Consider the following 26,381-nt stretch of genomic DNA (forward strand, 5'->3'; position numbering starts at 1 on the left):
GATTTTCAAGAATCGAACTGCACATTCAGTTCTTTACTTTTGATTTAATAGAAAGGTGAAGTTCATCAAGCTGCGCGTCGCTTACTTCTCCCGGCGCATCTGTCATCAGACAGCTTGCACTTGCCGTTTTCGGGAAAGCGATCGTATCTCTCAGATTCGTACGGCCGGCAAGAAGCATCACGAGACGGTCTAAGCCAAGCGCGATTCCGCCGTGCGGAGGAGCGCCGTATTCAAATGCCTCAAGAAGGAATCCAAACTGTTCTGCTGCTTCTTCTTTTGTGAAGCCAAGCAGTGTAAACATTTTTTCCTGAATATCCTTTTCAAAAATACGGATCGATCCTCCGCCAAGCTCATAGCCGTTTAAGACGAGGTCATAGGCTTGTGCTTTCATGTCCTCAGGCGCTGTTTCAATCAGCTCAAGGTCTTCACGGACAGGCATTGTAAACGGATGGTGCGCTGCGTAAAAACGGCCTTCCTCCGCATCATGCTCTAAAAGCGGCCAGTCAATCACCCATAAGAAATTGAAGAGGTTTTCGTCAATGAGTCCGCGTTCTTTCCCAAGCTTTAAGCGCAGGGCGCCGAGTGATGCGGCAACAACTTCGAATTTATCCGCTCCGAACAGCAGCAAGTCACCCTCAGCGGCTTCAAGCGCTTCAATTAGCTTAGACTGCTTTTCATCATCAAAGAATTTGGCGATTGGGCCTTTCACTCCGTCTGCTTCGACCTTCACCCAAGCAAGTCCTTTCGCTCCGTAATTTGCGGCAAACGCACCTAGAGCATCAATGTCTTTTCTTGAGTAATCGCCGGCTCCGCCTTTTACGTTGATGGCTTTGACTACACCGCCGTTTGCCACAGCTGATGAGAACACCTTAAATTCAGTATCTTTTACAATGTCAGATACATCTGTCAAAAGCATGTCAAAGCGAGTATCTGGTTTATCAGAACCGTATTTGTTCATCGCCTCGTCATACGTCATTCGAGGCAGAGGAAGCTTGAGTTCCACACCTTTCGTTTCACGCATAATCTTTGCCATCATATCCTCAGCCAATGACATAATGTCTTCCTGGCTCATAAAGGACATTTCAATATCGATTTGCGTAAACTCAGGCTGGCGGTCCGCACGCAAGTCCTCATCACGGAAACAGCGGGCAATCTGATAATAGCGTTCAACGCCTGAGACCATCAGAAGCTGTTTAAATAGCTGCGGAGATTGAGGCAGCGCATAGAATTCACCTTCGTGCACACGGCTCGGCACCAAATAGTCACGTGCCCCCTCAGGTGTGCTTCCTGTTAAAATCGGCGTTTCAATATCAAGAAACCCTTTTTCATCTAAAAAGCCCCGAGCAGCTCTCGTCACGTTATGGCGCAGCTGGATCGTTTGAAACATAGCCGGTCTGCGCAAATCTAAGTAACGGTATTTTAAACGCACGTCCTCTGATACATCATCCGCTTGATCAGAAATGGCAAACGGAGGCGTCTTCGCAGCACTCAATACAGTCACTGCATCAGCGTGAATTTCAATCGCGCCTGTTTTCAAATTCTTATTCACTGTACCTTCTTCGCGGGCAACCACTTTTCCTTGAATATCAAGTACATATTCGTTTCTGATGCCTTCCGCAATAGCAAGCGCTTCTTTTGATACATCAGGGTTAAAAACGACTTGAACAATTCCCGTACGGTCACGCAAGTCAATAAAAATCAATCCGCCGAGGTCCCGTCTTTTTTGGACCCAGCCTTTCAGCGTTACAGATTCGCCAATTGCTTTTTCAGTCATTTCGCCGCAATAATATGTTCTTCCAAACAATGCGTTCCACTCCTTATCCCTTTTGGTTTGCTTTCATTACATGTATCAATTCATCAAGAGCCACTTCAATCTGTTCGCCTGTTTTTGCATCCTTTACGTTGATTTTGTTTTGAGCAAGCTCATCCTCTCCCAAAATCGCAATAAATCTGGCGTTGAGGCGGTCAGCTGTTTTAAACTGGCCTTTCATTTTTTTATTTTCGTAATCAATCTCACTGGAAATGCCGGCTTCTCTCAGTTTGTATACCAGCGAAACGGAATAATCCTTCGCTTTTTCGCCAAGCGTCACGATATAGCAGTCAATTCCCTGGTCAACCGGCAGTTCTCTTTTTTCAGCATCAATTGCGGCAAGCAGGCGTTCAATGCTCATCGCAAATCCGATGCCGGGCGCCTCTGGTCCGCCGATTTGTTCGACCAATCCGTCATAGCGTCCGCCGCCGGCAAGCGTTGTAATCGCGCCAAAGCCCTCCGCATTGCTCATGATTTCAAATGCGGTATGGTTATAATAATCCAGCCCTCTCACAAGATTAGGATCAATTTCATAAGAAATGCCGAGATCGTTTAAATATTGCTTCACTTTTTCAAAATAAGCGGCTGATTCTTCATTTAAGTAAGTAAGAATAGAAGGTGCCGATTTCATCAGCTCATGATCCCGGTCCTTTTTGCAATCCAAAATTCTGAGCGGGTTGGTGTGCAGGCGTGACTGACAGTCTGAACAAAATTCCTCGATGCGCGGCTCAAAGTGTTTCACGAGCGCTTCTCTGTAGCTTTTGCGGCTGTCCCGATCGCCAAGACTGTTTATTACAAGCTTGACGTTTTTCAAGCCGGCCTTCTGGTAAATACCCATCGCCAGCGCCATTACTTCAGCATCTATTGCAGGGTCTTTCGAACCGATCGCTTCGATGCCAAACTGATAAAACTGGCGGTAACGGCCCGTCTGCGGACGTTCGTAACGGAACATCGGCCCGACATAATACAGCTTTGTCGGCTGAACAGGATTTGCAAATAATTTATTTTCATTAAAAGCGCGAACTGTTGCAGCAGTTCCCTCGGGGCGAAGCGTCAGGCTTCTGCCTTTGCGGTCCTGGAAGGTGTACATTTCTTTTTGCACAATATCCGTAGACTCCCCGACGCCTCTGGCGAACAGTTCTGTATGCTCAAAAATCGGCGTGCGGATTTCTTTATATTGATAAGTTCGGCAAGTGTCTCTCATGATTTGTTCAACATACTGCCAGCGCTCTGATTCTCCAGGCAGAATATCTTGTGTTCCTCTTGGAATGTTATATCCCATGTGTAGACCTCCTATGTATTCCTTATAAAATATACATTTATCGTCAATGATGAAAATGAAAAAAACTCCCGCCCCTACTATACACTTATAGTAGGGACGAGAGTTATACCCGTGGTGCCACCCTAGTTGGAATATTTTCGTATTCCCGCTCGATCCTTTAACGCAGGTTCACGTTCACTGCCTAATGACGGTATCACGCGTTCAGCAGGAAACCTCCGGAGTGTTGTTTCGAGAAAGACGCAATGGGAGCCGCTTTCAGCCTGGGGCGGTTCCTCTCTAGCCATGCAATCTGACCTACTCTTCTCCATTATTGGTTCAACAATTTAATTTATTATGTACTCGATTTCTATTATAATAATGGCATTGCTGTACTCTGTCAAGCTTTATTCCGGTTGTTTTTCTGCTGTGATGCTTCTTTGGACATAAGACCAAATTCAGTTGCCGTTTCAGTGAGATAACCAATTGTATCTGGATCGGCATGATCACTGAAATGCAGGTTTCCTTCGCCGTCGTGAAATGCACGCCCCATTTTTGGATGATATTTCATGATTTGCACACCTTTTTCATTGTATTTATGCCTAGTATAAACAAATCATTTTATTTTTATTTAAAAATCAGAAAGGACTTTACGATATTAAAAAAGAATGCTTTTTTTAGATCATTAGAAAGGAGGACACAATGAGCAAGAAACACTTTGTTCTTATTGTATGTATTATCGTCGCCGGGGCGCTTTTCCCGCCATTTTCTGCCGTTACAGCCGCTCAGGGAGAAGCGGTCATCGCAACAGATGAAATGAATGTCAGAAGCGGCCCGGGACTTAGCTACGGCATCATGGCGGAGGTGAAAAAAGGAGAACGCTACCCCATCTTGAAGGAAGACGGAGACTGGGTGCAAATACAGCTTGGTTCCGGAGATAAAGGGTGGGTTGTCTCCTGGCTTATTACTAAGGAAAAACAGGCAGGCACAAGCTCCACTGACAGCAGTAAAACTGTTACATCAACAGATCCAGATTTACGGATGAGAACAGGCCCTGGTACATCATACGAAGTCATCGGCAAATTCCCGCAGGGCAGCCAAGCCTCAGTGATTGAAAAGGATTCCGGCTGGGTCAAGATTTCATATCGAAATTCCACCGGATGGGTATCTTCCGAATACGTCACATCAGGCAGCGGCAGTTCAGCGTCTGAGGAAAGTGATCAGACAGAATCATCTGGTTCAACAACGGGAACGGTTGGCGTTTCTTCACTGAATGTCAGAGGCTCCGATTCACATGATGCAGCGATTATAACAAAACTTTCACGAGGAACGAAACTTACAATCCTCGAAGAGAAAAACGGCTGGCTCCATATTGAAGTGAATGGGCTAAAAGGCTGGGTCGCAAGCCATTACATTGTGACCAGTTCTCACCCGGATGAAAATTCAGCTGATGTCAGCAGTTCAGACAGTACCAAAAAAGCCTATATCGTATACGAAGGAACGAATTTAAGAAGCGATGCCTCAACGTCAGCTTCTATCGTTAAACGCACAGCCAAAGGCGATGCGTACACCATTACCGGATCAAAGGGCAGCTGGTATGAAGTAAGACTTGACAATGGGCAGACCGCTTATGTCGCCAACTGGGTTGTGCAGACGTCTAAGAGCGCTGAAGAATCTGGGGAGCCGCCTGTCGCTGATTCCGCTTCCGGAAGCGGGTCGCTGAAAAATAAAGCGATTGTTGTCGATCCGGGGCATGGAGGAAAAGACAGCGGAACAATCGGCTATTCAGGCCAATTCGAGAAAAAACTGACGATCAAAACGGCGCAACTGCTGGCCAGCAAACTTAGATCAGCAGGAGCAGACGTGTATGTGACACGGCAGGATGATACATTTGTCAGCTTACAGTCACGAGTCTCGACGTCTCATTACCGCAACGCAGACGCCTTCATCAGCATTCATTACGACAGCTTTGCGGATACTTCTACAAGGGGCAGCACAGCTTATTACTACAGTCCTGCAAAGGATCAAAAACTGGCATCAGATGTACACTCTGAAGTGGTTAAGCGATCTTCAATTCCTGACCGCGGGGTACTATTCGGAGATTATTATGTGCTCCGCGAAAACAAACAGCCCGCTATGTTGTACGAGCTAGGATATGTAAGCCATCCGCAGGAAGAAGCCATTGTACATAGCAATTCATACCAAGAAAAAGTAACAGACGGAATTGAGAGCGGATTGGAGAAATATTTTCAATAAAAAAAGCTGCCTTTTGGCAGCTTTTTTTATTTTGAATCCATAATCAATGTAACCGGTCCGGAGTTTGTGAGCTTTACATCCATCATAGCCCCGAATTTTCCGGTTTCTACTTTGATTCCTTTTTCACGAAGCAAGTCATTCCATTTTTCATAAAGGCCCAAAGCCTTATCAGGTTTTGCGGCGTTCATGTAGTTCGGGCGCCGTCCTTTTCTCGTATCTCCGTAAAGCGTAAACTGTGAAACAGACAAAACCTCTCCGCCTGTATCCAGAAGCGACAAATTCATTTTTCCATCACTGTCATCGAAAATGCGAAGATTCACCATTTTTTCCGCTAAGTAAGCGGCATCCTCTTCTGTATCATCGTGAGTAATGCCAACCAGGACCATAATGCCCTGTCCAATTTGGCCGATCACATCTCCATCAACGGTTACGCTTGCTTCTGTTACTCGCTGAACGACTAATTTCATTTTCTGACTCCTTTAATTCATGACGCGGCGCACAGAATATATATCCCTTATTTGCTTAATGCGCTCGACGACTTTATGCAGATGATTGATGTTCTGGATAAAAATAGCCATATGAATGGTTGCCACTTTGTTGCGATCCGATTTGCCAGAGACAGAAGAAATATTTGTTTTCGTTTCATTCACTGCCTGAAGCACCTCGTTAAGCAATCCGCGGCGGTCATACCCAAGAATCTCGATCTCAACATTGTATTCCTTGCGTTTTTGCACCTGTGATTCATGTTCCCACTCTACGGGAATTAGCCGCTCCTGCGCTTCATTCGTTTTGACATTCGGGCAGTCGTCGCGATGGACGGAAACCCCTCTGCCTTTTGTAATAAAACCGACAATATGGTCACCAGGCACAGGATTGCAGCATTTCGATAAACGCACAAGAAGATTGTCGATCCCCTTGACGCGAACGCCAGCTTCACGCTTTCTTCCTTGCGGATACGGTTTAGGCTCAGCAGTGACATCCTGAACAATTTTTTCTTGTTCTTCCTGATCACGCTGTTTTCTTTCTTTTTCCGTCAGCCGGTTCGCCACCTGCAGGGCTGTGATGCCATTGTAGCCGACCGCTGCATACATGTCTTCTTCATTTGAGAAGTTAAATTTATCTGCAACTTTTTGGATGTTCTCCGGTGTCAGGACGTCCTTCACTTCAAAGTCCAGATTTTTAATTTCTTTTTCAACCAATTCCCGGCCTTTTTCGACATTTTCTTCGCGCCGCTGTTTCTTAAAGAATTGACGGATCTTATGCTTCGCTTGTGAGGTTTGAGCAAGCTTCACCCAATCCTGGCTCGGGCCATAAGAATGCTTGGAGGTGAGAATTTCAACGATATCACCTGTCCGGAGCTTATGGTCAAGGGTCACCATTTTTCCGTTGACCTTCGCACCGATTGTTTTATTGCCGATTTCAGAGTGAATCCGGTAAGAGAAATCAATCGGGACAGAACCGGACGGAAGCTCGATGACATCTCCTTTTGGCGTAAAGACGTACACCATATCCGAGAACAAATCGATTTTGAGCGACTCCATAAATTCTTCGGCATCTGTTGATTCATTTTGGAATTCCAAGATTTCGCGGAACCATGAAAGCTTTTTCTCAAATGTCGCGCTTTCACTCGCTGCTTTTCCTTCTTTATAAGCCCAGTGAGCTGCAACCCCGTATTCCGCAATTTCATGCATTTCAAAGGTGCGGATCTGCACTTCCAGCGGGTCGCCTTTAGGCCCTATAACTGTTGTATGAAGCGATTGATACATGTTCGGCTTCGGCATTGCGATATAATCTTTGAACCTGCCGGGCATCGGCTTCCAGCATGTATGAATAATGCCTAGCACCGCGTAGCAGTCCTTTATGCTGTTCACGAGAATCCGGACAGCAAGCAGATCATAAATTTCGTTGAATTGCTTATTTTGCAGCACCATTTTTCTATAGATACTGTAAATATGCTTCGGCCGGCCTGAGAAGTCAGCCTTAATGTTGACTTCTTCGACACGTTTTTTCACCTCATTGACAACCTCGTCGACATAAAGCTCGCGTTCTGCGCGTTTTTTCTTCATGAGGTTGACAATTCTGTAATATTGCTGAGGATTCAAATAACGGAGCGCCGTATCTTCCAGTTCCCATTTAATCTTTGAAATCCCGAGGCGATGAGCCAAAGGAGCAAAGATTTCCAGCGTTTCATTAGAAATTCTCCGCTGTTTTTCTTGGGGAAGATGTTTCAGTGTCCGCATATTGTGAAGACGATCCGCCAGCTTGATCAGTATGACCCGGATATCTTGAGCCATAGCGACAAACATTTTGCGATGATTTTCCGCCTGCTGTTCCTCTTGAGATTTATATTTAATTTTACCGAGCTTCGTTACACCGTCCACAAGCATTGCCACTTCCTCGGAGAATGCTTCCTTCAGGTCATCAAGCGTCACATCAGTATCCTCCACTACATCATGCAGAAATCCGCCCGCGATTGTGGATGGATCCATTTCAAGATCAACGAGAATTCCCGCAACCTGAATCGGATGAATAATGTAAGGCTCACCTGATTTGCGGTATTGCTCGCGATGAGCATCTTCAGCGTACAGGTATGCTTTTTCGACAAATGTTATATGCTCATCGGATAGATAACTGCGCGCTTTATCAATAACTTGCTCGGCAGTCAATACTTGTTCGTTCGCCATGGAATCACCTTTTTTAAAATGTAAACTGTATTGTAGTTTATTATCAAGAAAAAAACGATAGATGTAAAGAGCAGAAGTTCAAATCACCAAATAATATATCAAATAACTGCAAAACAATAGGAAAAAAGCACCCTGTATCGAGTGCTTTTTCCTTTATGAGGTTATCTTTAGTATTTCATTAATGTTAAGATGTCATAATTATCAAGTTTATTTCTGCCATCAAGGTAAGAAAGCTCGATTAAGAAAGCGATACCAGCTACAATGCCGCCAAGCTCCTCGACAAGTTTGATTGTTGCTTCAATTGTGCCGCCTGTTGCAAGCAGGTCATCTGTAATAAGCACACGCTGGCCCGGTAAAATCGCATCTTTGTGGATCGTTAATACGTCTTTGCCATACTCCAAACCGTAATCCACTTTGATGACCTCACGCGGCAATTTGCCTTCTTTGCGCACCGGTGCAAAACCGACGCCAAGCGCGTAGGCAACCGGACAGCCGATAATAAAGCCGCGTGCCTCTGGACCGACAACCAAATCAATTTGTTTTTCTTTCGCATATTCAACAATTTGATCTGTTGCATAGCGATAGACATCGCCTTTATCCATCAGTGTCGTAATATCTTTAAATTGCACGCCCTCTTTCGGGTAATCCGGTACAATTGTTACGTATTGTTTTAAATCCATCTGTTTTATGTCCTCCTCGTACTTTCATAAGCCTCTGAATCTTGTTTCATCAGCTTATTCAGCCATTCCTTCAGCTCTTCAGCCGCAGAATAATTCAGCTTTTGATCCAGCTCCATCAGCTGCTGTTTTGCTTGATATGTTTGCGAGTCTGTTAAATCGCGTTTTTTCGCTCCGCTTATTACAGACAGCACACCATTCTCTATTTTAACAAAACCGAGATCAAAAAACACCTTTGTCATGAAATTGATTGTTTCAACCGACCAGCCTTTATGCCTCGCAAGCTCTGAGCCGTGTTTATTCAAGTCAAAAGTGCCTCTTTTCAGCAAGAATGCATAATACCATTTAAAGTGGTCTCTTGCCGGAAAAGATGATAAAAAGTGTTCCTCATGATTGAGAAAGATGAAGTAAATCCGCTCAGGCGCTTTGCCTTCTAGCAAACGTGCGAGCATGTCCAGCGAAGGCGGAGAATCCAGTAATACAATATATGCATTGTCAAGTTCACATGCCTTCGCTTGGTCTTCAGAACTGATAACGTGCACGTCATGGCGAAAATCTTCAGACTGAAGAAGCGCTTTGGTTTCTTCTTTGAAGGAGACAATGACTCGTTTATCAGACGGAAGGGCGGAAAGCGTATCTTTCCACGTGCGTTTTCCTCTTAAGTCAAACAGCTGCCATTCAGCAACAGCCGCATCCTTGATCATCAGCTGAGGTTTTTTTCTGTTATTCCATTCGTTGATCGACATTTCGCCAACAATCGAAATTTTTGAGCCGGGCACAATATTTTCCTCAAGCTCGCCTTTATTGAAACCGACGCAGTCAAGCTGGGAGGAATCGTTTCTAATCGTCATTTTGACATGATTTTTATTCGCCCCGATTTTGCGGACATCTTCCAGCACTGCGTTTTCTACCATTACATGCGGTTTCGGGTTCAGCATGCCGAAGGGAGAAAGCAGATTCATCTCTGTGATGCTTTCAACCGTAATGTCCTCCACGCTGCATACGAGGTCTACTTCCTGTACAGGAATAAAATCTTCTTCCGTAAGCGTATGGTCAGCTATCTCATTCAGCCTGTTCCGCAATTCCGGCACATCCTCGGCATTCAGCGTCATGCCAGCCGCCATTGGATGGCCTCCAAAGTGCGGAAGAATATCTCTGCATTCAGAAAGGCTTTCAAACAAATTAAATCCCCTAATGCTTCGTGCCGAACCTTTGGCGATCCCTTTTTCTTCATCAATTCCAAGGACAATGGCCGGGCGGTAAAAACGGTCTACAAGCTTTGAAGCTACAATTCCGACGACTCCGGGATTCCACCCTGCTTTTGCCACGACAATTGCAGTTTGAGTAAGCCCTTCTTGTTCAACCATTTCAATCGCTTCATCCGTCATTTTACTGACCATCTTTTGCCGTTCTTTATTAAGCTGATCGATTTCAGCGGCAAGCTCTTCCGCTTCAAACAGGTCCTCTGACATCAACAGATGAACAGCAGGATCGGCCTGTTCAATTCTTCCGACTGCATTCAGTCTCGGTGCGAGCTGAAATCCGACGGTTTCTTCGTTCGCTTCTCCGATGTCTCCGCCTGAGAGCTTAATCAGCTCTTTTAAGCCAAGCCGTTTCGTCCGCCGGAGCTTTTCGAGACCTAATGTTGCAATTAATCTGTTTTCATCATGCAGCGGAACTAGATCGGCAATGGTGCCGATTGCCGCCAGGTCAAGAAGTTCATCTGGCCATTCGCCCAATAATGCGTGGGCAAGCTTAAACGCTACTCCCACTCCTGCAAGCTCCTTAAAAGGATAGGTGCAGCCAGGCTGCTTCGGGTGAACGATCGCATGAACATCCGGAAGCTCTGGTCCAGGCTCATGGTGGTCGGTAATGATGACATCTAAGCCAAGTTCCTTTGCTACCTTCGCTTCATGGACAGCGGCAATCCCCGTATCAACCGTAATAATGAGTGAGAAGCCTCGTTCTTTAATCGAACGAAACGCCTGTTCATTGGGGCCGTAGCCTTCTTTAAACCGGTCAGGTATATAAAAATCAACTTGCGCTGACAGCTTTTGCAAAGTGTGCAGCATCACTGACGTACTGGTAACTCCATCGGCATCATAATCGCCATATATCATAATCTGTTCTTGTTGTGAAATCGCCTGTTTTATTCGTTCAACCGCTTCTTTCATCCCCTTCATCTCATAGGGATCATAGAATTCGGCATCCTTTGTATGTAAAAACAGTCTCGCGCTTTCTGCCGTATCAAAGCCTCTTTTTACAAGCAGCGACGCAACAAGAGGTGTTATGTCCAATTGTTCTGTGAGTGATTTGACCTTTTCCTGATCTGGTCTCTGGATTTCCCATCGCATTTTTGACGCTAACATAAATTCACCCCTCAACCACCCTATTATACTAGAGCAGGCTGAGGGGTTTCAAATATAATTCGAAAACTAGTCTTTTTTCTCAATAATGGCGGATGCATCCTGTGTGTCGGCTTGGACATCATTCAAATGAGCATCCTCTTTGTTATGTATCACGTCCTGTGCGGTTTTGTTTTCTTTCCGCAGCGCTTTTATTTCTCTCTTTAATTTCATGACTTGAAAAATCCCGGCAGAAAAAACGATCAGCGCCCCCATCAGTACTGAACCTAAAATGACGAGAATAAGCGGCCACTCTGATCTGCCAAACAGGTAATCAACTTCTACGGATCTTACATTAATGACTGCGAATACAGCGACAAGCAATGTAAAAATAAGTGCAAATATAATCGTCCATTGTTTGTTCATTCGATTACCCCCAAACTTCACTTATTGAGGTTAGTTTCCCTATTCACATTCGTTTTAAACATGGCTTGACGTGAGGTCAAGCCCCCAATGCGGTTAATTTTTCACGAATCAGCCTCTTCAGTCCTTCTCTCTCTCCAGAGATGACGAGTGTATCTCCTTCTTCTATCACTGTTTCAGACCCAGGATTCAATTGCTTTGCCTGATTCTTTTTTAATATAGCAATGACAGTCGCTTGATATTCCTGCCGCACGTCCAAATCACCGATGGTCTTGTGAACGGCTGCTGCTCCTGCTTCTGCTTTAAACCATTCTATGATCAAATCGTCAAGAGCTACTTCCACGGTTTCTAACGCTTTCGGTTTATATGCCATCCCGCCCAGAATCGCAGAAATCTGCCTCGCTTCCGCATCATCAAACTGTACGGATGTCACACATTCTTCATGATCATTTTCGTCAAAATAATACAGCTCTCTTCTGCCGTCGTCATGAATAATAATTGATATTTTATCTTGGTTTCTGGTGACAATCTCAACTTTTTGCCCGATACCCGGCAGCTCCGACTCGCGAACCTTCATAGCCAAACCCTCCCACATATATGAAAACCTGTCACAAATCCTCTTCACACCATTTATATGATTAATTGTAAGCGTATGTCATTATAGCAAATGTCTATTTTAAGATCAATCAAACGCGAAAAATCAGGCTGCCATAAAGGACAGCCTGACCATTTACTCTATTGTTCCGTACCTTTTTTTAATTCTTTCCCTTTCCAAACAAGCCAAATTTGCGCGGCAATGTAGAGGGATGAATAAACACCTGTTAACAGCCCAACCAATAGAGCGATTGAGAAGTTTGTAATAGAAGATGCCCCAAAGATCAGCAGTGTTATGACTACAATTACTACAGTTAATACAGTATTAACGGATCTTGTAAAGGTTTGCTGCAAGCTGAGGTTTACGATATGGCTCAAATCGGCAAACGTTTTCGGCTTGCGCTTTTTCATATGCTCGCGAACCCTGTCAAATGTAACGATTGTATCGTTAATTGAATAACCGACAATCGTCAGAACGGCTGCAATAAAGGTAACATCTACCTCCAGCCTTGAAATGCTGAAAAATGTGATGATAAAGAAAGCATCATAAAGCAGTGAAACAATTGCAGCAATTGCCATTTTGTACTCGAATCGGATGGAAACGTAAATAATGATTCCGATTGAAGCAATGGCTACTGCGTACAATGCGTTTCTCGCCAGCTCTTTACCAACAGTAGGTGACACCGTGCTGACATTCGGCTCGGCTCCGTACTTGTCTTTAAAGTAATCTTTCACTTTTGCAATGGTTTCTTTATCAGGCACTCCTACAAAGCGGGCAACACCAATATTGCTCTTTTCGCCTGACAAGACAACCGTGTCAGGTTCCATGCCAAGTGATGCAAAGTCCTTCTCCACCTGCTCTGTCGTCAGCTTATGGTCACTTTGCACTTCAATCCGTGCGCCGCTCGCAAAGTCAATGCCCAAATTCAGCTTAAATACAAGCAGAATAATAATCCCGGCAACGGTAACTGCACTTGAGAAAATAAAGAAAATTTTTCGTTTGCTCGTAAAATCCCATTTTTGGAACGGCGTATACGGTTCTGTATTTTCATCTGTGTCCTGGATGTCCACAATATGTTTCTTTTTGACGCCAAACCAGACTTTTTTGCGGTCTAACCATCTGCTTTCCACAAGAAGCGAAAGCAGAAATCTTGATAAGAAGACTGCGGTAATAAAGCTTGTCAGTATCGACAGTATCAGCATTGTCGCAAACCCTTTAACAGAGCTTGTCCCAAAGACAAAGAGCACAACCGCTGCAATAATGGTTGTAATATTCGCGTCAAAAATCGTCGCAAATGACCGTCTGTTTCCTGAGCGGAAGGCAGAACGGACTGACTTTCCTAGTTTGAGCTCTTCCTTAATCCGCTCATAGGTGATGATGTTGGCATCTACAGCCATCCCAACGCCTAAAATGAGTGCGGCTATTCCCGGAAGAGTGAGAACAGCGTTCATCCAGTCAAAAATCTGGAGCGTAATGTATACATAAACTGATAGCGTAATCACCGCAATCAATCCTGGCAGGCGGTAATAGAAAAGCATAAATAGGAAAATAATAGCGATCCCGATAATACCTGCAAATACCGTATCATGCAGCGCCTGCTGTCCGAATTGTGCGCCTACTGATGTTGAGTATTTTTCAGTCAGTTTCACAGGCAGCGCCCCGGCATTTAAAATGCTGGCTAAATCTTTCGCTTCCTGGACTTTAAAATGCCCTTCGATTTTTACATCTTTTGTGTTTAATTCCTGGCTTACATTCGGAGCGGAAACATATTTAGGGTTCTCTTTCTGAACTTCTTTTTTAAAGGAGTCGCCTTTTTCGTAATCCAGCCAAATAACAAGCTGGTTGTTCGGCGCCATATTCATGACCTTTTTCGTCACTTCTCCGAATTTATCAGCATCTTTCAATTTGATAGTGACAATCGGTTCATTTGTTGTACTATCATAAGTTTGTTGTGCGCCGTTTTCGACGAGATCCGCACCATTCAGCAATTCTTTATCATTTGCATCTCTGAAAGAAAGCTGAGCCTCAGTCGCCAGAATTTCCCGCGCTCTGTTTTGGTTTGTCACACCAGCGAGCTGAACACGAATCCGGTTATTTCCTTCAATTTGGATGTTCGGTTCACTGACACCGAGGACATTCGCCCTGCGGTTCAAAGCCTCTACTGTGCTGACCAGAACGTCTTTTGTGATTTTGTCACCTTTTTTTACAGGCTGTACGTCATACAGCACCTCAAATCCGCCTTGCAAATCCAATCCTAACGTAATATTGTTTGCGGCAGGCTTCGTAAAGTAGCCTAGGCCCGTGCCAATCAATAGAACGAAAAGGAAAAACGCAATCAAGCGTCCTTTTTTCATTATGTATATCCTCCCTTAAACCTATGCAGATCAACTGCTACCTCAGTAGTTCTTCTAATGCTTCCTGACCCTCTTCACTGCCCAGCCAATTAGACGTTTTAAATGACTCAACAGTTGCATAGTTCATAAATTCTCCAATTTTCACTGATAAAATATCTCTTGTCAGTTCATAGATGTGCAATTCCGATTTCTTTTTCCACTTCTTGTTTTTTAAGTATGACCACAAACTATCGAGTTCAACATCATCATATCCCAGAATCTTAAACTCTTCCAGTTTGCTGTAAAGAAACGGCCTTACGTGGTCTTTATATAGATCGGCTGGATGCTTATCCACGAATTCCACGCTCCTTTTTTATTGTTTTTCAAGAAGACTTGTCATGCTTGGACGATATATACGCATATCTTTATTGTATATGATTCCAGGTAGTTTGAGAAGGCAGGGGGTAAAAATGGCGAAACAGACGTTTTTAAAGGGCACTCTTATCCTTATCGCAGCAGGGATGGTCACAAGAATGCTCGGCTTTGTCAACCGGGTGGTCATCGCCCGTTTCATAGGCGAAGAAGGGGTCGGGCTCTATATGATGGCAGCTCCTACCTTTTTCTTAGCCACTACATTAACTCAATTCGGTCTTCCCGTCGCAATCAGTAAGCTAGTCGCTGAAGCCAGCGCACGCGGAGATCATCAAAAAACGAAAAATATTTTAGTCATGTCTCTTACCATCACTGGGATTCTCAGCCTGATTTTCACACCGTTGTTTTTATTTTTCGCCCCGATCATGGCGGAAACCATGCTGACAGATCAGAGGACGCTGTATCCCCTCTTGGCCATTACTCCGGTCGTGCCGATTATCGCCATATCCAGTGTGCTAAGAGGGTATTTTCAAGGAAAACAAAATATGAACCCGCTTGCCGTTTCACAAGTCCTAGAACAAGTCATCCGTATTTCTCTCGTGGCTGTATGCACGACGATTTTTCTCCCTTACGGAATTGAATATGCCGCAGCGGGAGCCATGCTTTCTTCAGTTGCAGGAGAGCTGGCGTCACTCGTTTATTTATTCATTTGTTTTAAATTCAAAAAGACAATTAAAATCAGAAAACATTTTTTCCAATCGATTAAAAATGGAAAAGAAACTTTTTCCCAATTAATGAGTGTCTCCCTTCCTACAACCGGCAGCCGTTTTATCGGCAACCTTTCATGGTTTTTTGAACCCATTGTTGTAGCACAAAGCCTTGCAATTGCCGGAGTGGCGACAGTTGCGGCAACAAAGCAATACGGGGAACTGACCGGCTTTGCCATGACGCTGCTGACTCTGCCCAGCTTTATTACATATTCTTTGTCGACCGCGCTTGTTCCTGCGATAAGTGAAGGAATGGAACAGAAAAAACTTCAGGTGGTTGAATATCGATTGGAGCAGGCCATGCGGCTGTGCCTGCTTAGCGGGGGCATTTCAGTTGTGATTTTATATGTGTTTGCGGATGAGCTGATGAGCGTGATGTATGGGTCCTCAGGCGCAGCCGTGTTTATAAAAGTCATGGCTCCGTTTTTTCTGCTTTATTATTTTCAGGGTCCGCTTCAGGCTGTGCTGCAGGCGCTCAATTTAGCAGGGGCTGCAATGATGAACAGCTTGATCGGAGCTCTTGTGAAAACAGGCCTCATTTTCGTCCTTGCCACGAGACCGTCTCTCGGCATCATGGGTGCTGCATTAGCGATTGTAACGGGCATGGTGCTCGTCACCCTTTTGCATGCAGCGACAGTGAGCAAGGTGCTGCCAATCAGCATCAAAATAAAAGAGTACGTGCTCTGCTTCGCGGTTATTTTTATATGCGGGTTCCTCAGCTCTGCTGTCAAACAATATGTGCGCTTCGGAGAGTCAGAGGCTGTGAATGTTGCCGGATGGATTGCGATCAGTGCTGTTTTCTATATCATCTTGCTGCTCGTTTTCCGTTTAATCAAAAAAGATGAGCTTCGCCGCATCCCTGTTATCGGACGCCTGATTGTCCGATGAAGATCAGGGGCGGTGCCCATCTTTTTCATCAATAAAAAATTCACCGTCAGTAAACGAACAAAATGATATACCTGAAGGACTCGTGTATCCCTGTTTCAATAAATTCTCCTCAAGCCACTTGCTATCTTTGCCGATCCTAGCCAGGTTCTCAGTTTGAATGTCACCGTCAATGATAAGCGGCATCTCCAGCTGTCTATGTTCATCATCTTTTTGTTTTTTTACGACAGTCAATTTGCCTGACGGCTCTAATATAGCAAATGATACATCAGCTACTCTTTCGACATTATTTTCTCTAAGCTGAACCATCAAATCATCAAAATTATAACGCTGTGATTTCATAGCGTCTTCGTCAATTTTTCCGTATTTAATGATAATGGTCGGCTTGCCGTCAAGCAGCTGACGAATACGCCGGTTTTTTAAGGATAGGTATGCAAATGTCACTTGGATCATCATTAGCACAAGCATTGGCAAAATGGTATGAAACAGATGGTCATCTACGTTTTCTATGGCCAGGACGGCAATTTCAGCCATCATGATAAAGACAACGAGATCTAATATACTAAGCTCTCCGATTTCCCGCTTGCCCATGAGACGAAAAATAATCAGGATCACAAAATATAATATGACTGTGCGAAACGTTATAGTAAGAAGCTCTTCCATGATGCACCTCCAACTCATCATAGCATGCAACAAAACAAACGATTTATGTAAGAAAAAGTGATCGTATTTCATAAAGCTTTTACGTCTAATTCACGGATCTAGGGAATACATTTTTACAAAGACGAGCCATCAGCATGTCTGAAGCTTTGTTTAATAAGAACAGAAGCCTTTATAGATAGGCAGGGAGGAGAAATTCATGGAGGAAACGAAACAAGTTGGAAAAGGCATACTCTACGGCTTAATCGCCATATTTTCAGCCATGCTCCTAACGAGTTTAGCCGTTTCACTTTTACTGACAGCAACCTCGCTTGAAGAATCATCATTCAACTGGCTGATCACCGCCGTATCATTCCTTTCTTTGTTTATCGGCGGATTCATATCTGGCGGGAAAGGGAAGGAAAGAGGCTGGCTGATTGGGGCATTGACTGCTTTGAGCTTTTCCTTGATTATTTTACTGTTTCAATATTTAGGATTCGGAAAAACATTTACAGTAGAACAATTGCTCTTCCATCTTGGCTTTTTAGGCGTATGTATGCTTGGCGGTATTTTCGGAGTGAATTTGAGAGGAAGCAGATCTTCCTCATAAAAAAAGAGCGGGGGCTACCCGCTCTTTTTTGTTTGCTATGTATGAACTCCTGCTGTTATTCAGCAGCAGAAGTTTCTCTGATCGCGCGGCGGTCGAAAGTAAGACGTGTGTTATCACCAGTCTTAATGACGACTTTGCTTTCGTCGATAGAGTCAACTGTACCGTGCAATCCACCGATTGTCACGACTGAATCGCCTTTTTTCAGTTCCTCCTGCATTTGACGCACAGCTTTCTGCTGCTTCTGCTGTGGACGGATCAGCAAGAAATAAAGAACCGCAAACATTAAAATAATAGGAACGATTGTACCTAAAGTACCTGTCATCTTTTTCCCCCCTTTCTGAAACAAACTTGCCATTATGGCTTTTTATATTAGAAGCTTTTCGCATTTGGCTTATTATAGCCGTAACGCTCAAAGAACTCTTCTCTGAAATCACCCAGACGATCCTCGCGAATAGCCTGTCTTACCTGCTCCATTAAGTGTAACAGAAAATGAAGGTTATGGTAAGTTGTTAATCGGAGTCCAAACGTTTCATTGCAGCGAATCAAGTGTCTAATATACGCCCGTGTGTAATTTTTGCATGTGTAGCAATCACACTCTTCATCAATCGGACGGAAGTCTCGCTCAAATTTTGCGTTTTTCATATTGAGCCGGCCTTCAGCAGTAAACACCGTGCCGTTCCGTGCAATACGGGTAGGCAGCACACAGTCAAACATGTCTACTCCGCGGATCGCTCCGTCAATCAGAGCATCTGGAGAACCAACTCCCATCAGATACCTCGGCTTATCCTTCGGTAAAAGCGGAGTCGTAAATTCAAGCACCCGATTCATAACGTCTTTCGGTTCACCCACGGACAATCCACCTATAGCATATCCCGGAAAATCAAGGGAAATCAAGTCTTTCGCGCTTTGTGTACGCAAATCTTCGTATTCTCCCCCTTGAACAATACCAAACAGGCCTTGCTCGTCCTGACGGGCATGGGCATTCAGACAACGTTCGGCCCAGCGGCTTGTCCGCTCAACTGACCGTTTCATGTAATCGTATTCTGCCGGATATGGAGGGCATTCATCAAATGCCATCATAATATCAGAGCCGAGTGCGTTTTGGATCTCCATCGCTTTTTCCGGGGATAAAAACAGCTTATCTCCATTTAGGTGATTGCGAAAGTGAACGCCCTCTTCCTCTATATTACGAAACTTGCTTAATGAAAAGACCTGAAAACCGCCTGAATCTGTTAAAATTGCGCGGTCCCAGTTCATAAATTTATGGAGTCCGCCAGCTTCTTTTACAATATCGTGCCCCGGGCGGAGCCATAAGTGATATGTGTTGCTTAAAATAATGCCAGCGTCCATTGCCTTTAGCTCTTCAGGCGCCATTGTTTTAACTGTCGCCAGTGTGCCGACCGGCATAAAAACAGGCGTTTCAAAGGAGCCATGGGGAGTATGCACTCTGCCCAGGCGCGCCCCTGTTTGTTTGCATTCTTTTATAAATTCATAGCGTATTGGTTGTTCAGCCACTTTTTATGAGGCCTCCTGTTCTCAAGTTATATAATCAGCATTGCGTCGCCGAAGCTGAAGAAACGGTATTCTTCTTCAACCGCATGGTTATACGCACGCAGGACGTTTTCTCTGCCTGCAAGCGCACTGACCAGCATAATCAATGACGATTTCGGCAGATGGAAGTTTGTAATCATTCCGTCAATGCCTTTGAATTCATAGCCTGGATAAATAAAAATAGATGTCCATCCGCTTGATGCTTTAAATCGACCATCATGTTCACCGGCAATCGTTTCAAGCGTGCGGGTTGAGGTCGTGCCGATAGAAATAATCCGTCCGCCCTTTTCCCTTACGCTGTTTAAAGCAGCGGCCGTTTCTTCTGACATTTGATAGAACTCTGCATGCATATTGTGCTCTTCCACTTCATCTGCACTGACTGGACGAAACGTTCCGAGTCCGACATGCAGTGTGATGAACTCAATTTGAACGCCTTTGTCCTTTAGCTGCTGTAAAATGTCTTCCGTGAAATGAAGGCCGGCTGTAGGAGCAGCGGCAGATCCGATTTCTTTTGAAAACACCGTTTGGTAGCGCTCTCTGTCATCAAGCTGTTCCTTAATATATGGCGGAAGCGGCATTTCTCCGAGAGATTCCAGCACCTCATAAAAAATACCGTCATAATGGAACTCAACTTTTCTGCCGCCATGCTCCAGTTCTTCCGTGCAGACAGCTTTTAATCTACCGTCTCCAAATGTTACAACGGTTCCTTTTTTTACCCGTTTTGCCGGTTTGACGAGTGTTTCCCACCTGTCACCGGCTTCCTGTTTCAGCAAAAGCAGTTCTACTTTTGCCCCTGTATCCTCTTTTGTTCCGAATAACCGGGCAGGCAAAACGCGGGTATTGTTCAGGACGAGACAATCCCCTTCTTTAAAGAAACTGATAATCTGTTTAAACGAGCTGTCTGTCAGCTCTCCTGTATGTTTATCAAGCACCATCAGCCTTGAAGCATCACGCTGTTCCAATGGCACCTGTGCAATTAAACGTTCCGGAAGTTCAAAATCAAATAAATCAACTTTCATAATTTCACCTTTATTCTAGTCTTTTGTTATTTCATTCTGCCGAAAAGATTAAGCAAGATTGATAATACCACACTTATGATAATACAAGTGACAACCGGGAAGAAAAACGTGACATTTCCTTTTTTCACAAAAATATCTCCCGGCATCTTGCCAACAAAATGCAAAATTGCTCCGATGATAAGCAAAACAGCACCAAGAATCATAATGATCTTAGGAAATTCAGTCATATCGGGGGGCCTCCATTTGAAAATGATGATAAACGGCCGGTGTGACGATCCTTCCCCGCGGCGTTCTCTGGATAAAACCGATTTGCAGAAGATACGGTTCGTACACATCTTCAATCGTATGCGGTTCTTCGCCAATCGTGGCTGAAATCGTATCAAGCCCCACTGGACCGCCGTTAAATTTTTCGATCATTCCCATCAGCAGCTTGTGATCAATGTGATCCAAGCCGAGACGGTCAACTTGAAGCCGCTCCAAAGCGTCCTGAGATATCTCTTCTGTAATCCGGCTGTCGCCTAACACCTGTGCAAAATCCCGGACCCTTCTCAGCAGGCGGTTCGCCACCCGCGGCGTTCCTCTTGATCTTCTGGCAATCTCAAGCGCTGACGGCTGATCAATTTCAACCTCAAACACATCAGCCGTTCTCGTAACAATATCAGCCAGCTCTTCTTGTGTATAATACTCAAGCCGCGACATAACGCCGAATCGATCTCTTAACGGCGCCGTCAAAAGCCCTACTCTTGTCGTGGCGCCGATCAATGTAAAAGGCGGAAGATCAAGACGGACTGAACGGGCAGAAGGCCCTTTTCCAATGACAATATCAAGACAAAAATCTTCCATTGCCGGATAAAGCACTTCTTCAATCGATCTGTGCAGCCTATGTATCTCATCGATAAATAATACATCCCCCGGCTCGAGCGCCGTTAAGATCGCAGCCAAATCACCCGGTCTTTCAATCGCAGGGCCCGAAGTCGTCCGCAACTCCACTCCCATTTCGTTGGCGACGATGGATGCAAGCGTCGTTTTTCCGAGCCCAGGCGGACCGTACAAAAGAACATGATCAAGCGTTTCCTGTCTCATTTTTGCGGCATCTATAAAAACACGCAAATTCTCTTTTACCTTATGCTGCCCGATATATTGAACCAGGCGCTGAGGCCTCAGGCTTTGCTCTATCACTGATTCATGGTTGTCTGCTTCACTTGAGACGAGCCGTTCATCCATGAACATCACCTTACTTCAATAGTTTTTGTAATGCTTTTTTTACGTATTGGTCTGTTGTCAGACCAATATCCTCTTTTAAGTGAGGAAGTACCTTTTTGATTTCTTTTTCGGCATAACCGAGTACCCTGAGGGCCTCGAGTGCTTCTTCAAGCGCCGTTTCTGCCGTTTGTTTATCAAGTCTTTCTTCATGATTGAACAGGTTCTCAATCATTTCAGGCACGACGTCAGCCAGCTTTCCTTTTAAATCAAGGATAATCTGGCGCGCAGTTTTTTTGCCGACGCCCGGAAACTTGACTAAAAAGGCTTCATCTTCATTTTCAATTGCTTGAATGACCGCTCCCGGGTCACCTGATCCCAGAATGGCGAGTGCCCCTTTTGGACCGATACCGGTCACATTTAACAGCTTTGTAAAGAGCGCTTTTTCCTCCCTTGTTGAAAAGCCGTATAGTAAAAACGCATCCTCTCTTACATGATGGTACGTAAAAATGGTTTCTTGACTTCTCTCCTTATATATAAACGGATTTGGCGTAAAAATCTGATAGCCGATGCCGCCGTTTTCTATCACAATATATTGGGGAGAAACATAATCAATCGTCCCTTTAACAAATTCGATCACGAACATTCACCTCTTTGACTGTTCTTCATTGTACCATAAAAACAGCAAAAGGCTTAAAGAAAAGTTAACATATGTTCGCTTGTCTTTCGTTGTTCCACGAAAAAAAAGACATGAGCACATGTCTTCAATCAGCAGTGGTCACCCGCTGTACGTCTTGATATGTTCTATGACATCTTTAAACTCCGCTTTCGTCCGAAACGGAATGCCTTTTTCGAGATTTTTTTGCATATGGCTCTCCAGTCTTTCTAAGTCAATTTGAAAAAAAGATTGAATGGGTTCAGCATCCGACTCCGGCCGTCCATGAAAGGTGGAAATCACTCCGCTGTCAGAAACGCCGATATACCCATTCACCTTGCTGAGCGGAGAAATATCGTCCACCTGCTTCCGAAATAGAACGTACCCATTTTTATGTTCGACAAGCGTCCATCCCGCATAATCCGCCCAAAAGTCATCCATGGAGAGCACCTTTTCACGCTTATGCTCGATGCTGACCTCTCCATCCAAATACACTTTTTCAAGCTGCACATGTACCTGCAGCGGTTCATAGTGCTCCACTTCTGCCCCTAACGCGCTGGGAGCACCCATTACAAAAGCTGCGGCTGAGCAAAATAAACCCAGCAACAGATACGCAGTGCTAAACCGTTTCACCTTTTACACCTCTTTGCACACGTTTATGACTAGTCTGACCAAAGAGGCTACTGCTTAACCGTTTTCTCAAAATTTGTTTGCACATTTTTCCTGACAAGCCGTTCTTCTGGATACATATCGGCGTTTCGTTCCGAAATCGTCAGAAACTGTGTCAGGAAAGCACTGAGAAAATATAATGCCGCAAAAATCCAGATCACGCCGCCTGCGCCAAGCGGACCGATAAAAAGGCTCACGATGCCGGGAGCAATAAAGGCGCACAAACCCGACCCCAGATTTAACACGGACATGGCAGCACCTTTGTTATCAGGCGCAAGCGTCGGCAAAAGCGCGCTTAACGGAACATATCCGGCCAGTGCCGCACCGTAGCAGCAGGCAATGATCATCAGCACCCAGTACTGATGGCCGATCAATTGCGGCGTGTAATAAAGCGCCAGTGTAAAAATACCGCAGCCGACACCGCCGAACCACATGACTGTATTTCGCCAGCCCAGTTTGTCTCCGACTGCGCCGAAAATGATGTTAAATACAATGTTGACAAAAAACAGCGTTCCCCAAATTTGCAGCCACTCTGAAACAGAATAGCCGTAACGCGCTAAATATGTCGGAAGAAATATCGCAAATCCGAATTGTCCGAGAGCATTAATTGTCTTGACCACGCCGCCGATGCCGACTTTAGGATTTTCATACATAATTGTAAATGCCTTCGACAGCTCTTTCCATTTCGGCTGATCTTGTTTCTGTACAGGCATAAATTTATCTTTATTAAAAAACAATGCGAGAACTCCGCCTGCTGCCACAAATAAGAGAGCGCTCCAAAGCGTATTGATTTCTCCAATCGCCGGAACCGCATAGCTCGAATAAAACGGCCCAAGCACGTTCAGGCCGCACGTGAACATAAACCAAAACCATCCGACGGCTTTACCAAGGATTTGCTGAGAGGTGCTGTATGATACCCATACTAGAAACGAGTATGCAAACAGCGGGTATCCCAAGCCCCTAAGCGCGTAGCTGCCCAAGAGAGCCGGATAGTACATATGAGGAATCGCCCAGCCGATAAAAGCAACTGAACCGAGGATAAAAGCTAGTAAACCGACCGTCATCGTTTTCCTTGGCCCCCAAGTCTGGACAAAGGTTCCTGATAGCCAAGCCGAAATCGTGACCGCAATGCCATACACCGTAAATAGAGAAGCAGATTGCTGCATACTGAGACCGTGATCAACAAGAAAAGGAGACAGCCATCCTTGCTCAAGTCCGTCTCCAACCATAAAGATGACCACACCAATATAACCCCAAATCATGTGAGAAGGAATCCCAATTTTGTTCAGAGCATTTCCTTTAGCATGTGCTGTATTCATGATTTCCACCGCCTACTTTTTATAAAGTATCAATGGAATGTATATACCCAAGCTTGCTGTATTGTAATCCTTTCTTTCTGAATATTAAAAAACAATTTTTTCAGTATGTTCAATGGTGACAGGCATGCCTAAAGCGAGCGACTGCTGAGCCGCCCTTGCTATTCGTTCCGCCTGAAAGCCGTCATCGCCAGTGCAGGCAGTCTCTCGATTTGTTTGGATGGCTTCTGCAAACTGAAGAATCTCCTCTACATAGGCTTCCTTATAGCGTTCAGGGAAAAAGAAATGCGGTTTATCCTTCATGACAACGTCAGCGGTCGACACTTCTACCGTCGTCGGCCTGCTATTGTCCGCTGCTGCCGAGCCTTTCGTGCCGAAAACCTCGACACGCTGGTCATATCCGTACACAGCTTGACGGCTGTTGTCTATCACACCCATGGCACCGTTTGCAAATGTCAGGGTAATGACAGCCGTATCAATGTCCCCCAGCTCTGCAAAGGACGGATTCACCAAAGCCGCTCCTTTTGCATACACTTCCGTCACTTCACTTCCCATGATGTATCTGGCCATATCAAAATCATGAATCGACATATCGATAAAGAAGCCGCCTGATGTGCGGACATAATCAACATTCGGCGGTTCAGGGTCCCGTGACGTAATTTTTAATAAATGAGGCGTGCCGATTTCACCATTTGAGACAATGGTTTTGATTTTCCTAAAATGAGGGTCGAAACGGCGGTTAAATCCGACTTGCAGTTTAACCCCATGTTTCCGGACAGCCGCAAGTGCCTCCTTCGTTTCATCGGGAGAAAAACTAATTGGTTTTTCACAAAAAATATGTTTTTTCGCCTCAGCTGCTTCTCTGATGATTTGCGTATGTGTGTTTGTTGGCGAACAGATAAAAACAGCGTCAATATCAGGATCAAGTAATAAATCTCTATAGTCAGCGGTTATGTATTCAATGTGGTGACTGGCGGCCCAATCCTGTAAACAGCTTGCAGAAATATCAGAAACCGCTTTTATTTTCATATGAGGAATCCGATGTATATTTTGAACATGAAGTTTGCCGATGCGCCCTGCACCGATAATTCCTGTCACCATCTGTTTCGTCATAGCGTGTTCCCCCTTGAAAGTTTACGAAAGCGCTTTATTTCAAATTAATAGTATCCCATTTGTAAGCGCTTTTCAAGGAGTGGCATAAACGTTTTCATGTCTCTTTTATCACAATCAAAGCTTATAGGTAGCCTTCTTTCCCAAGACCAGATACACTATATTTAGGCTCTTTTTCCTGAACAGTTTTGGATTTTCCTATAAACAACTGCATAAAATAGAGCAAAGAAGGTGAATGAAATGCTGACAAAAGCAGAGGCACTGGCCCATTCAGTCATATACCGCCAAAACAGCAGATTTGATAAAGTCAAAGAGAAACCCGAGGAATTGACATTAATCGGCAAGGGACGAAGCGCCTATGTGTTTGCCATAACAGAAGGTGACCGAAAAATGGCGCTGAAGGTATTCTTTCCGGAGTATCAAGCGACAGCCGTCAAAGAAGCAGCGATTTATGAAAAATTAGCCGGATCCGCATTCTACCCTGACATTTATGAAACTGGTGATTCATTTATTTTAATGGAATATATTAAAGGCGATACTTTTTACAACTGCCTGAAAAAAGGCATCGCGATCAGCGACGATATGATTCAGCAGGTAGAGGACGCACTTTCTGACGCCCGTGCAGCCGGTCTCAACCCGTCAGACATTCATTTGCGCAATCTGATTCTGACAGAATCCGGAGCAGTGCGGGTCATTGATGTCGCGAGATTTGAACAGACAAAAACGTGCACACAGTGGGACGATTTAAAAACGGCGTATCATATGCTTTATAAAAAGCCGATTTTCCCGAAAAAAATCCCGGGCTTTTGGCTTGAGCTTATCGCTTTTTTATATAAAAAAGATTGGTTTCAGAAGCACGTAGCACAACGGAAAAGAAAATATTCTTCATAGAAAAGGCAGCCGCTTATGCGGCTGCCTTTATCACTTTATTTTTACTTTCTGAGAGCAGAAATCAATTTCATTTGTTCAGGCGACAGCTTGATGCGATATCCTCTCACACTCAAATAAACCGCTTCTGAGTTCTTTTCGCTGGAATGACAATATGTGTTTTCCATTTCTGTCTCCCCCACCCTTTATCTATTTTCCTTTATCATACCTGCACTTTATTGAGGAAATTTTAAAGAAATGTAAAGATCGTATAAAATCCTTGATATGGTAAAATGAGAGAAAAAAAGGGAGAGAGTCACATCAAAACACGCAGTAAAGT

General features: G+C 44.6%; 26 protein-coding genes and 1 other annotated feature. Of the genes, 4 read left to right on the plus strand and 22 right to left on the minus strand.

Going from position 1 to position 26,381, the window contains the following annotated elements; genetic code table 11:
• Window positions 1-25: 25 nt before the first annotated feature.
• The 3 genes from aspS to NSU16_RS13405 all read right to left on the minus strand — a co-directional run bounded on the left by aspS (window position 26) and on the right by NSU16_RS13405 (window position 3,639).
• On the minus strand, window positions 26-1,804 hold the full coding sequence (gene aspS, locus NSU16_RS13395; protein ID WP_326227518.1) for an aspartate--tRNA ligase: 1,779 nt from the start codon (window positions 1,802-1,804) through the stop codon (window positions 26-28).
• 13 nt (window positions 1,805-1,817) lie between these two features.
• Window positions 1,818-3,092: a histidine--tRNA ligase gene (gene hisS / locus NSU16_RS13400; protein WP_168748344.1), complete on the minus strand. Its 1,275-nt coding sequence runs from the start codon at window positions 3,090-3,092 to the stop codon at window positions 1,818-1,820.
• 89 nt (window positions 3,093-3,181) lie between these two features.
• Window positions 3,182-3,412, minus strand: a binding site (T-box leader).
• Window positions 3,413-3,468: 56 nt separating this feature from the next.
• On the minus strand, window positions 3,469-3,639 hold the full coding sequence (locus NSU16_RS13405) for a YrzK family protein (protein WP_010335119.1): 171 nt from the start codon (window positions 3,637-3,639) through the stop codon (window positions 3,469-3,471).
• 131 nt (window positions 3,640-3,770) lie between these two features.
• Here NSU16_RS13405 and NSU16_RS13410 point away from each other — a divergent pair, with 131 nt between their 5' ends.
• A complete protein-coding gene (locus NSU16_RS13410; RefSeq protein WP_339191148.1) occupies window positions 3,771-5,324 on the plus strand; it encodes an SH3 domain-containing protein in 1,554 nt (517 codons plus the stop codon).
• Between the two features lie 26 nt (window positions 5,325-5,350).
• Here the strand turns inward: NSU16_RS13410 and dtd are convergent, their stop codons facing one another.
• The 8 genes from dtd to NSU16_RS13450 form a co-directional block, all read right to left on the minus strand.
• Complete coding sequence (gene dtd, locus NSU16_RS13415; RefSeq protein ID WP_168748346.1) at window positions 5,351-5,791, minus strand: D-aminoacyl-tRNA deacylase; 441 nt, start codon at window positions 5,789-5,791, stop codon at window positions 5,351-5,353.
• A gap of 12 nt (window positions 5,792-5,803) precedes the next feature.
• Window positions 5,804-8,008, minus strand: coding sequence for a GTP diphosphokinase (relA, locus tag NSU16_RS13420; RefSeq protein WP_339191151.1), 2,205 nt, complete (start codon window positions 8,006-8,008; stop codon window positions 5,804-5,806).
• A 167-nt stretch (window positions 8,009-8,175) separates the two neighbouring features.
• Complete coding sequence (locus NSU16_RS13425; RefSeq protein ID WP_010335123.1) at window positions 8,176-8,688, minus strand: adenine phosphoribosyltransferase; 513 nt, start codon at window positions 8,686-8,688, stop codon at window positions 8,176-8,178.
• Window positions 8,689-8,693: 5 nt separating this feature from the next.
• Window positions 8,694-11,054 (minus strand): single-stranded-DNA-specific exonuclease RecJ, encoded by a 2,361-nt coding sequence (recJ, locus tag NSU16_RS13430; RefSeq protein ID WP_339191154.1) that lies wholly within the window; start codon window positions 11,052-11,054, stop codon window positions 8,694-8,696.
• Between the two features lie 66 nt (window positions 11,055-11,120).
• On the minus strand, window positions 11,121-11,456 hold the full coding sequence (locus NSU16_RS13435) for a lipopolysaccharide assembly LapA domain-containing protein (protein WP_010335125.1): 336 nt from the start codon (window positions 11,454-11,456) through the stop codon (window positions 11,121-11,123).
• Window positions 11,457-11,532: 76 nt separating this feature from the next.
• Window positions 11,533-12,030: a cation:proton antiporter regulatory subunit gene (locus tag NSU16_RS13440; RefSeq protein WP_268448753.1), complete on the minus strand. Its 498-nt coding sequence runs from the start codon at window positions 12,028-12,030 to the stop codon at window positions 11,533-11,535.
• Between the two features lie 158 nt (window positions 12,031-12,188).
• Window positions 12,189-14,402: a protein translocase subunit SecDF gene (gene secDF / locus NSU16_RS13445; protein ID WP_339191159.1), complete on the minus strand. Its 2,214-nt coding sequence runs from the start codon at window positions 14,400-14,402 to the stop codon at window positions 12,189-12,191.
• A 37-nt stretch (window positions 14,403-14,439) separates the two neighbouring features.
• The gene (locus NSU16_RS13450; RefSeq protein WP_010335127.1) at window positions 14,440-14,736 is read right to left on the minus strand and encodes a post-transcriptional regulator; all 297 of its coding nucleotides are present in this window, start codon (window positions 14,734-14,736) and stop codon (window positions 14,440-14,442) included.
• Window positions 14,737-14,851: 115 nt separating this feature from the next.
• On the opposite strand from NSU16_RS13450, the gene spoVB reads away from it, so the two are divergent.
• Complete coding sequence (spoVB, locus tag NSU16_RS13455; RefSeq protein ID WP_339191161.1) at window positions 14,852-16,408, plus strand: stage V sporulation protein B; 1,557 nt, start codon at window positions 14,852-14,854, stop codon at window positions 16,406-16,408.
• A 3-nt stretch (window positions 16,409-16,411) separates the two neighbouring features.
• On the opposite strand, the gene NSU16_RS13460 is transcribed toward spoVB, so the two are convergent.
• Window positions 16,412-17,068: a DUF421 domain-containing protein gene (locus tag NSU16_RS13460; RefSeq protein WP_010335128.1), complete on the minus strand. Its 657-nt coding sequence runs from the start codon at window positions 17,066-17,068 to the stop codon at window positions 16,412-16,414.
• A 196-nt stretch (window positions 17,069-17,264) separates the two neighbouring features.
• Between NSU16_RS13460 and NSU16_RS13465 the strand changes: the two genes are divergently transcribed.
• Window positions 17,265-17,654, plus strand: coding sequence for a TIGR04086 family membrane protein (locus tag NSU16_RS13465; protein WP_229146619.1), 390 nt, complete (start codon window positions 17,265-17,267; stop codon window positions 17,652-17,654).
• A 55-nt stretch (window positions 17,655-17,709) separates the two neighbouring features.
• Here NSU16_RS13465 and yajC read toward each other — a convergent pair whose 3' ends face one another.
• The 9 genes from yajC to iolG all read right to left on the minus strand — a co-directional run bounded on the left by yajC (window position 17,710) and on the right by iolG (window position 25,177).
• A complete protein-coding gene (gene yajC, locus NSU16_RS13470) occupies window positions 17,710-17,976 on the minus strand; it encodes a preprotein translocase subunit YajC (protein ID WP_010335130.1) in 267 nt (88 codons plus the stop codon).
• A 47-nt stretch (window positions 17,977-18,023) separates the two neighbouring features.
• A complete protein-coding gene (gene tgt, locus NSU16_RS13475) occupies window positions 18,024-19,169 on the minus strand; it encodes a tRNA guanosine(34) transglycosylase Tgt (RefSeq protein WP_168748352.1) in 1,146 nt (381 codons plus the stop codon).
• A 26-nt stretch (window positions 19,170-19,195) separates the two neighbouring features.
• The gene (gene queA / locus NSU16_RS13480; RefSeq protein WP_339191164.1) at window positions 19,196-20,224 is read right to left on the minus strand and encodes a tRNA preQ1(34) S-adenosylmethionine ribosyltransferase-isomerase QueA; all 1,029 of its coding nucleotides are present in this window, start codon (window positions 20,222-20,224) and stop codon (window positions 19,196-19,198) included.
• A 26-nt stretch (window positions 20,225-20,250) separates the two neighbouring features.
• A complete protein-coding gene (locus NSU16_RS13485; RefSeq protein ID WP_010335134.1) occupies window positions 20,251-20,451 on the minus strand; it encodes a DUF2905 domain-containing protein in 201 nt (66 codons plus the stop codon).
• Window positions 20,444-21,448 (minus strand): Holliday junction branch migration DNA helicase RuvB, encoded by a 1,005-nt coding sequence (gene ruvB / locus NSU16_RS13490; protein ID WP_010335135.1) that lies wholly within the window; start codon window positions 21,446-21,448, stop codon window positions 20,444-20,446. Before ruvB ends, NSU16_RS13485 begins: the two co-directional genes overlap by 8 nt.
• A 10-nt stretch (window positions 21,449-21,458) precedes the next feature.
• Complete coding sequence (gene ruvA, locus NSU16_RS13495; protein ID WP_010335136.1) at window positions 21,459-22,064, minus strand: Holliday junction branch migration protein RuvA; 606 nt, start codon at window positions 22,062-22,064, stop codon at window positions 21,459-21,461.
• 138 nt (window positions 22,065-22,202) lie between these two features.
• On the minus strand, window positions 22,203-22,712 hold the full coding sequence (locus NSU16_RS13500; RefSeq protein ID WP_326191005.1) for an intercompartmental signaling factor BofC: 510 nt from the start codon (window positions 22,710-22,712) through the stop codon (window positions 22,203-22,205).
• A gap of 47 nt (window positions 22,713-22,759) precedes the next feature.
• Window positions 22,760-24,067 carry an MFS transporter gene (locus NSU16_RS13505; RefSeq protein WP_010335138.1) on the minus strand — a complete coding sequence of 436 codons (1,308 nt, stop codon included), beginning with the start codon at window positions 24,065-24,067 and terminating at the stop codon, window positions 22,760-22,762.
• Between the two features lie 84 nt (window positions 24,068-24,151).
• Window positions 24,152-25,177, minus strand: coding sequence for an inositol 2-dehydrogenase (iolG, locus tag NSU16_RS13510; RefSeq protein WP_010335139.1), 1,026 nt, complete (start codon window positions 25,175-25,177; stop codon window positions 24,152-24,154).
• Between the two features lie 237 nt (window positions 25,178-25,414).
• Between iolG and NSU16_RS13515 the strand changes: the two genes are divergently transcribed.
• Window positions 25,415-26,065, plus strand: a complete 651-nt coding sequence (locus NSU16_RS13515) for a phosphotransferase (RefSeq protein WP_010335140.1) — start codon at window positions 25,415-25,417, stop codon at window positions 26,063-26,065.
• A 41-nt stretch (window positions 26,066-26,106) separates the two neighbouring features.
• Here NSU16_RS13515 and NSU16_RS13520 read toward each other — a convergent pair whose 3' ends face one another.
• Window positions 26,107-26,229 (minus strand): hypothetical protein, encoded by a 123-nt coding sequence (locus NSU16_RS13520; protein ID WP_010335141.1) that lies wholly within the window; start codon window positions 26,227-26,229, stop codon window positions 26,107-26,109.
• Window positions 26,230-26,381: the final 152 nt, after the last annotated feature.

Origin of the sequence: Bacillus sp. FSL K6-1003 (assembly GCF_037964945.1) — a bacterium.
GTDB classification, from domain to species: Bacteria; Bacillota; Bacilli; order Bacillales; family Bacillaceae; genus Bacillus; species Bacillus mojavensis.